The following is a 763-nucleotide window of genomic DNA, read 5'->3' on the forward strand; positions in this document are numbered from 1 at the left end:
CGCGGCCAGCAGCCGAAACGCGCCGTCTCGGTCCTGCATCGACGCTACGGTGACGACCACGACCAGCAGTAATCCCATAGTGTCGACCACGATGTGGCGCTTGCGGCCGTTGATCTTCTTGCCGGCGTCATAACCTCGAGGAGCAGCACCGACGGTGTCGGCGGCCTTGACCGACTGCGAGTCGATGACCCCGGCAGTGGGCAGCTCGGCCCGACCACAAGCGACCCGCAGCCGGCCGCGCAGTCAGTCGACCAGCCGTTGCGGCATCCCCCTTCTGTTCCAGCGCTCAAAGAACGCATACACCGCCCGCCACGGTGGGAAATCCGCTGGTAACGCGCGCCATTCGATGCCGTATCGGGTCACGTAACCGATGGCATCGACAATCGCCCGCAGGTCGTGGACCATCGGTCTCCCGCCCGGGCCGTGGCGCAGCTCAGCCATGATCGCCTCGGCTTCTGGGCGCAGCAGCATCCACTGGTCGTCGGTCAAATCCGATGGATACCGCGGTGTTCGGTCACAACATGGACAACCCTCGGCGGTGGAACTGGATTTTGTGGACTCGGCGGGGTAGACAGGCATTCACGGGGCTCCGGCAGCAGGGGAAGTGGTATTCATCCGCTACCGCGAGCCCTGTTTCATGCCATTGCGCGACACGCAATAAGATCGGCCGGCGCGTTGGCGATACTATCGCCGGGTGGCCACACCGACCCCGCGTCGCGGCAACCCCACCGGTGTCGTCGACCCTGCCTGCCACCATGAACCG

Annotated in this window: 2 protein-coding genes; both read right to left on the minus strand. The window is 65.1% G+C overall.

Features of this window, described 5'->3' with window-relative positions; genetic code table 11:
• Nucleotides 1-243 (minus strand): transposase (locus tag F6Q13_RS20380; protein WP_367141371.1); only part of this gene is annotated, 243 nt, incomplete at its 3' end.
• Complete coding sequence (locus F6Q13_RS18455; RefSeq protein WP_293059630.1) at nucleotides 244-489, minus strand: transposase; 246 nt, start codon at nucleotides 487-489, stop codon at nucleotides 244-246.
• Nucleotides 490-763: the final 274 nt, after the last annotated feature.

This window comes from Mycobacterium sp. (assembly GCF_008709575.1).
Taxonomy (GTDB): Bacteria; Actinomycetota; Actinomycetes; order Mycobacteriales; family Mycobacteriaceae; genus Mycobacterium.